Source organism: Streptomyces sp. AB3(2024) (assembly GCF_041862025.1).
Lineage (GTDB): Bacteria > Actinomycetota > Actinomycetes > Streptomycetales > Streptomycetaceae > Streptomyces.
Map to the genome: position 1 here is coordinate 1 of NZ_JBGWAB010000233.1, position 6,615 is coordinate 6,615.

Genomic DNA, 6,615 nt, shown 5'->3' on the forward strand with positions numbered 1-6,615 from the left:
CCGCGCCGGCGGTCCCCGCGCGCCGCCCGGCGGCGACGGTGGCCCCGTACGCGGCCCCGCGCCGCTCCGCCTCGCGCGTCGAGGGCGGCTTCGACTTCTTCGGCACCAAGACCACCGCCCAGGCCCGCGCCGCCATCGAGTCCGTGCAGAACGAGGACCTGGCCGACGTGGTCGGCGCCGAGGCCCTCGCCGTGCACAAGGCGGAGTCCGAAGGATCGTCGGCGGGACCGCAGTTCAAGCCGGTCACGCCCGAGCAGCGTGCGCTGGGTCAGGTCATCGACCTGACCGAGCACGACGAGACCGAGCCGATCGACGTGGTCGGCCTGCGGACGGCGATCTCCTAGACGGCGATCTCCCGGCGTATCCCTGAGGGGCCCGCCGCAGGGCCGTCCACAGCCTGTGGACGGCGTGCGCGCGGGCCCGTCAGGGATACGCCGGGACGAGACCCACCGCCACCGCCTCCAGCAGCAGCTGGGCGCCCAGTGCGGCCCGCCGCATCCGCCGCGGCGCGGTCAGCGCCGCGGCCAGCGCGACCGCCGCGGCCGCGGTCAGCACCAGGAACGCGGTGCCGGGAAACGGCGGGCAGCCGCCCTGCACCAGGCAGCGGCCGCCGGTCTCCGTGGCCAGGACCAGCACCTTCGCCAGGACCAGGGCGGGCACGAACAGCAGAGCGGCCAGCACCGCGTTGCCGCGGATCCGCGCGGCGGGGGTGGGCTGCGGCAGGTCGAGGCAGTGGTACCAGGGTTTGCGGAACATCCCGCCATCGTGCCGCCGGGCGGCCCGCGCCGGCATCCGTACGGATACTCAGCCGCGCGGCTCCCGCATCCGGTCCCGGCTCAGAACAGCGGCAGTTGGCCCGGCTGCGGCCCGAGGGTGAAGCCGTCCAGGGCCGGAGCCGAGGCGCCGAGCACCACCCGGGCCCGGGAGCCGGGGCAGGACACCAGGTCGCCGCGCCCACGGCCGGCCGGCGGGTCGTGGCGGGCGATCCGGCCGGCCGTCACGGCGCAGTCGCGGCCGCAGGCGGGGCAGGCCCGCCGGGGGGAGTGGGACATGCCCCCAGTCTGCCCTGCCGCGCCGACAGCGGGACGCCCGGCCCGCCCCGGGAGGCCGCCGCCGGCCCGGGGTCAGCCGGTCCGGGAGGCCAGCCACACGGTGTGGGCGCGGTCCACCCGCTCCCACAGCGCGGCCCGGTCCGCCGGGCTCAGGTCGTCGCCCGGACGCCGGAAGACCGTGGAGAGGACCTCGTGGAACTCCTCGGCCGTGCCCAGATCCCGCTCGCTCGTCACCTCCGCCGCGTCGATCCGCCGCAGCACCCGCCCGCGCAGCACGTCGACGCCCCGCGCGTCCCGACGGAACAGCGCGAGGGTCCGTACGAAGGGCGAGTCCTCGGAGGTGGACAGCCAGGTGTGCTTCTCCCGGAAGTCCGCCGTCGCCGCCGGGGCCGCGCGGAAGTTCATCCGGGGCATGTGCATGTCGGAGCTGAGCAGGCTCCAGCCCGGCCCCTCGCCCTCCAGCGGCTCCAGCGGCCGCATCGCGTAGCGGAAGCCGCCCTGTTCGTACGCGCCCTCGCGCAGCGGCAGCGGCTCGTACGGGCCGTCGCCGAGACCGACGTCCACCCAGTACGCCTCCCCGTCGACGCGGACGGTCAGGGCGAGGTGCTCGCCGTTGACCTCGCGCGAGGCGGCGTCGCCGTACACGCCGCCGGAGTGCCGGGTCACGTCGTAGCCCAGGGTTTCGAGGAGCAGCGCGAAGGCGCCGTTGAGGTGGTAGCAGTAGCCGCCGAGTCCGTCGGCGACGCGCCGGGCGGCCACCCCGGGGTCCGTGCCGGGCGGGCGGCCCAGCTGGATCTCGACGTTGTCGTAGGAGACGCGCTCCAGGTGCGCGCGCTGGAGCGCGAACAGTCCCTCGGTGCTGGGCGCCCCGGGATCGATGACGCCGAGCCGGCGCAGGTAGCCGTCGAATGTGTCAGTGATCATTTCGCCACCGTAGGTGGCGAACGGCCCCGGCTCCCCCGCGTTTTCCCGCTATTTGTCAATATCCCCGACGACGAAGAAGAGCGAGCCCAGGATCGCGACCATGTCCGCGACCAGCTGCCCCGGCAGCAGCACGGCGAGGGCCTGGATGTTGTTGAAGGAGGCGCTGCGCAGCTTCAGCCGGTACGGGGTCTTCTCGCCCTTCGAGACCAGATAGTAGCCGTTGATGCCGAGCGGGTTCTCGGTCCAGGCGTACGTGCTGCCCTCGGGCGCCTTCAGCACCTTCGGCAGCCGCTGGTTGATCGGTCCGGGTGGAAGTTCCGCCATCCGGTCCAGGCAGGCCACGGCCAGGTCGAGGGCGTTGTGCGTCTGGTCGAGGAGCACCTCGAAGCGGGCCAGGCAGTCGCCCTCGGTGCGGGTGACCACCTTGAGGACGTCCTGGAGCTCCCCGTACGCCAGGTACGGCTCGTCGCGGCGCAGGTCGAAGTCGACGCCGGAGGCGCGGGCGATGGGGCCGGAGACCCCGTACGCGTGCACCGCCTCGGCGGACAGGACACCGACGCCGCGCGTGCGGCCGCGGAAGATCTCGTTGCCGTGCACGAGCTTGTCGTAGACGTCCATCCGGGTCCGGACGTCGGCGATGGCCGCGCGGGCCCGGCCGAGCCAGCCGGCGGGCAGGTCCTCCTTGAGGCCGCCGACACGGTTGAACATGTAGTGCATGCGGCCGCCGGAGATCTCCTCCATGACCGCCTGGAGCTCTTCCCGCTCGCGGAAGGCGTGGAAGATCGGGGTGATCCCGCCCAGTTCCAGGGGGTACGAGCCGAGGAACATCAGGTGGTTCAGGACCCGGTTCAGCTCGGCGAGGAGCGTACGCATCCACACCGCGCGCTCGGGGACCTCCATGCCGAGCATCCGCTCGACGGCCATGACCACGCCCAGCTCGTTGGAGAAGGCCGACAGCCAGTCGTGGCGGTTGGCCAGCATCACGATCTGGCGGTAGTCCCGGGCCTCGAAGAGCTTCTCCGCGCCGCGGTGCATGTACCCGACCACCGGTTCGGCGCTGACGATGCGCTCGCCGTCCAGCACGAGCCGCAGGCGCAGCACGCCGTGGGTGGAAGGGTGCTGCGGTCCGATGTTGAGCACCATGTCGGTGCTCTCCGCGGCACCGCCGATGCCGACCGTGGTCTCCGTCATGGGCGCATTGTCTCAGCCCTAGGGTGGGGGGATGGGAACGGGGACGAAGCGTGAGACGGGCGAGCCGGAGTGGGTGGGGCTGCCGGGTGGGCTGCTCGGGCTGCGGCGGCTGTTGCTGGTGATCTGGACCGTGGTGCTCACGGTGGCGACCGCCGTGCCGCTGGGGCTGCTGGCCGGGCCGGGGTGGGCGCTGTTCGGGGTGGTCTGGCCGGGGGTCCTGGTCTGGGGGTGGGTGATGATCGGGCGGAACTGGCGGTCCTGGCGGTACGCCGAGCGGGCCGACGACCTGCTGATCAGCCGGGGCGTGCTGTGGCGGGAGCAGACGGTGGTCCCGTACGGGCGCATGCAGCTGGTGGAGGTCACCTCCGGGCCGCTGGAGCGCCGCTTCGGGCTGGCCTCCGTACAGCTGCACACGGCCGCCGCGGCGTCGGACGCCAGGATCCCGGGGCTGGTGCCCGCGGAGGCGGAGCGGCTGCGGGACCGGCTGACGGCGCTGGGCGAGGCACGATCGGCGGGGCTGTGACGGGCCCGGGGGCGGGGGCCGGCCCGGGGGCGGAGCCGCAGCCGCAGCCGGGGCCGGGGGATCCGGCGGGGCGGTACGCCGACGCCGATCCTGCCGGGGCCGCCGATCCGGGGGGTGCGGAGCGCCGGCTGCACGTGCTGACCCCGCTGCGGCGGGCGTGGGTGCCGATCACGGCCACCGTCGGGCTGGTCCTCCAGCAGGGCGAGCGGGCCCAGGAGTGGTTCCGCTCCTTCCCCGTCGGGCTGCGGCTGCTCGCGCTGGCCGGGCTGGTCCTCGTCTTCGGCTCGTACGGCCTGCTCAGCTGGTGGTTCACCCACTACCGCGTCACCGACACCGAGCTGCGCATCCGCACCGGCCTGCTCTTCCGCCGCACCGCCCACATCCGCCTCGACCGGATCCAGGCGGTGGACGTAACCCGCCCGATGCTGGCCCGGGTGGCCGGTGTCGCCAAGCTCCGGATCGATGTGATCGGCACCGAGGAGAAGGACGAGCTGGCCTTCCTGAGCGAGCCCGACGCCGTCGCGCTGCGCGCCGAGCTGCTGGCCCGTGCGGCCGGTTTCGCCCCGGCCGAGGCGGCCGGGCTGGGGGAGGCCCCGCAGCGGGAGCTGCTGCGGGTGCCGGTGCGGGACCTGGTGGTCTCCATGCTGCTCAGCCTCGGCGTGTGGGCGGCGCTGGCCGCCGGGCTGGTCGCCCCGGTGGTGGTGTGGCGGCTCAGCGACAACCTCTGGGCGTCGCTGGCCATCGTGCTGCCGATGCTGGGCGCGATGTGGAAGGGCAGCCTGGGGCGTTTCCTCGCGGAGTACGACTGGACGGTCGCCGAGTCCCCCGACGGGCTGCGGCTGGACCACGGGCTGCTGGACCGGGAGCACGAGACGGTGCCGCCGGGGCGGGTGCAGACCGTACGCATCGTGGAGCCGCTGCTGTGGCGGCGGCGCGGCTGGGTCCGGGTGGAGCTGGCCGTGGCGGGCTCGAAGAACGGGGTGCTGGTGCCGGTGGCGACCCGGGCCGCCGCCCATGCCGTGATCGCCCGGGTGCTGCCGGGCGCGGACCCGGTGGCCCTGGCCTTCGCCCCGTCCCCGCGTGCGGGCTCGCGGTGGGTGGTGCCGGTGTGGTGGAAGGGGTACGGCCTGGCCGTTTCGGAGCAGCTGTTCGCGGCCCGGCACGGGCGGCTGTGCCGGCGTACGGAGATCGTTCCGCACGCGAAGGTGCAGAGCGTACGTCTCTCCCAGGGCCCGTGGGAGCGGGTTTGGGGGGTGGCCGACCTGCATGTGGACACCGGCGCGAACGGTACGGTCACGGCCCGCCTGCGGGGTGCCGAGGAGGCCGCCGCGCTGCTGGACGCGCAGGCGGTCCGCTCCCGCACTTCCCGGGCGGCGGCCCGGCCGGACCGCTGGATGACCTGATGTGACCGACACCGTACAACCGGTGCGGAAAAGGCTGTTGGAGGGCTGGGATCCAGCCGAGGGGCAATTTTCGGACATACGTTCAGGCCAGCTGAAACCGTGTTTGTGTTCGCAACGTCCCTTCGGTAGACAGGTATGGACGCAAGTGACGGCGCAACACGTCAGGGGTGGGTGAATGAAGTTCGACATGGGCAGCACCACGCTGTCCGAGCTGGGCAAGGCCACGGGCGGCTCCAGCGACGACCTCGGCACGCTGATCAAGCTGCTGATCGCGGCGGCGGACCCGCTGGAGGGCAAGTTCAACGGTGTCGGCCGGTCCGCGTTCGACTCTTTCAAGCGGCGCTCGGACGCCATCACCGCGGAGCTGAACGGCTCGCTGCGGGCCATCATCGGCGGTCAGCAGGGCATGGACACCTCCTTCACCACCGGTGACCACGAGCAGGGTGACAACGCCCACCAGAACATGGGCTCCGCCAACTTCGACGCCGCTCGCTTCGGCGCGCGCTGAGACCGGGGGATCGATCAGACATGGGACAGAACCAGGACCGCACCTCGTACGACATCGCCGCCTCCGTGGAGGTACAGGGCGGACTCGGCGGGATCATCGGCCATTTGGAGCGGGTGCTCGGCGACCGTGACGCGGCGGTGAAGGCGGCGATGTCCGAGTTCACGGCCGACGGCGTCTCGGACGAGTACCACGGCAAGGAAGTCCGCTGGAACCGGGCGGCCAACGAGGTGCGCGACATCATCCGCCTCGTGCGCAGCACGCTGGAGCAGAACGACTCGACCGCGCAGGCCACGCTGCAGAAGGCCAAGGCGGCGGTCGACGGCATCGGCTGACGCCGGGCGGGACGGATCACGGGGACACGGGGACACGGGGGTAGGTCATGGACTGGGACATCAAGCCGTCCGGCGTGCAGGGGGTCGTCAACAAGACGATCACGGCCGCGGGGGGCTTCCAGACGGCGGGCAAGTCGCTCCAGACGGAGCTGCCGGAGGCGGCCAAGCACGCCGGCACGGTCACCGAGGGCGGCAGCACCGCGGGCGAGGGCGGCGGCATGGGCCCGATCGCGGGCGCGCTGGGTGAGCTCATGGCCTCCCACGCGACCCGTATCGCGTACATCAGCGCGCGCACGGAGGCTTCGCTGAACGGTGCGATCAAGGCCACGACGGCGTATGTGCACGGAAACATCGAACAGGCTCAGAACGCCCAGAACGAGGCGCTGAAGGAGCCGAAGATCGACCTTCCGGGGGCGGAGCAGAAGTGACGGATCACGTTCCGATCAATCCGTGCACGATTCCGCAGTTCACGGGTGACCTTGAGGCGTTGGAGCAGGACAAGAACGCGATCACGACGGCGGCGGGTACCTTCCGTGATGCCGGATCGAACGTGGACTCCGAGTTCCAGGGCCTGTCGGCGTTCTACTCGGCGCCGGAGGCGGCGCAGTTGTTCGCGACGACGAAGCCGGTGAAGACGGACAGTGATTTCTTCGCCGATCAGCTGGAGTCGGCGGCGACGGCG

Annotated in this window: 10 protein-coding genes and 1 pseudogene; 7 read left to right on the forward strand and 4 right to left on the reverse strand. The window is 72.6% G+C overall.

Features of this window, described 5'->3' with window-relative positions; all coding sequences use genetic code 11:
* Window positions 1–344, forward strand: a pseudogene (locus ACEPPI_RS39310) (hypothetical protein); the annotation flags it as partial.
* 79 nt (window positions 345–423) lie between these two features.
* On the opposite strand, the gene ACEPPI_RS39315 reads toward ACEPPI_RS39310, so the two are convergent.
* From ACEPPI_RS39315 to ACEPPI_RS39330, 4 genes are all read right to left on the reverse strand, one after another.
* A complete protein-coding gene (locus ACEPPI_RS39315; RefSeq protein ID WP_373920050.1) occupies window positions 424–756 on the reverse strand; it encodes a hypothetical protein in 333 nt (110 codons plus the stop codon).
* An 80-nt stretch (window positions 757–836) separates the two neighbouring features.
* Entirely contained in the window at window positions 837–1,052 is a 216-nt protein-coding gene (locus ACEPPI_RS39320; protein WP_266839876.1) for a hypothetical protein, read from the reverse strand.
* 72 nt (window positions 1,053–1,124) lie between these two features.
* Window positions 1,125–1,976: an arylamine N-acetyltransferase gene (locus ACEPPI_RS39325; protein WP_373920051.1), complete on the reverse strand. Its 852-nt coding sequence runs from the start codon at window positions 1,974–1,976 to the stop codon at window positions 1,125–1,127.
* 48 nt (window positions 1,977–2,024) lie between these two features.
* Window positions 2,025–3,167 carry an NADH-quinone oxidoreductase subunit D gene (locus ACEPPI_RS39330; protein WP_373920052.1) on the reverse strand — a complete coding sequence of 381 codons (1,143 nt, stop codon included), beginning with the start codon at window positions 3,165–3,167 and terminating at the stop codon, window positions 2,025–2,027.
* 31 nt (window positions 3,168–3,198) lie between these two features.
* Between ACEPPI_RS39330 and ACEPPI_RS39335 the strand changes: the two genes are divergently transcribed.
* The 6 genes from ACEPPI_RS39335 to ACEPPI_RS39360 form a co-directional block, all read left to right on the forward strand.
* Window positions 3,199–3,690, forward strand: a complete 492-nt coding sequence (locus ACEPPI_RS39335; protein WP_373920053.1) for a PH domain-containing protein — start codon at window positions 3,199–3,201, stop codon at window positions 3,688–3,690.
* On the forward strand, window positions 3,687–5,093 hold the full coding sequence (locus ACEPPI_RS39340; RefSeq protein ID WP_373920054.1) for a PH domain-containing protein: 1,407 nt from the start codon (window positions 3,687–3,689) through the stop codon (window positions 5,091–5,093). Before ACEPPI_RS39335 ends, ACEPPI_RS39340 begins: the two co-directional genes overlap by 4 nt.
* Window positions 5,094–5,268: 175 nt before the next feature.
* Window positions 5,269–5,601: a hypothetical protein gene (locus ACEPPI_RS39345; protein WP_373920055.1), complete on the forward strand. Its 333-nt coding sequence runs from the start codon at window positions 5,269–5,271 to the stop codon at window positions 5,599–5,601.
* A gap of 20 nt (window positions 5,602–5,621) precedes the next feature.
* Window positions 5,622–5,933, forward strand: coding sequence for a pore-forming ESAT-6 family protein (locus ACEPPI_RS39350; RefSeq protein ID WP_373920056.1), 312 nt, complete (start codon window positions 5,622–5,624; stop codon window positions 5,931–5,933).
* 47 nt (window positions 5,934–5,980) lie between these two features.
* Window positions 5,981–6,361 (forward strand): DUF6507 family protein, encoded by a 381-nt coding sequence (locus ACEPPI_RS39355; protein ID WP_373920057.1) that lies wholly within the window; start codon window positions 5,981–5,983, stop codon window positions 6,359–6,361.
* 59 nt (window positions 6,362–6,420) lie between these two features.
* Window positions 6,421–6,615: hypothetical protein (locus ACEPPI_RS39360; RefSeq protein WP_373918580.1), on the forward strand; the 195-nt coding region annotated here is incomplete at its 3' end.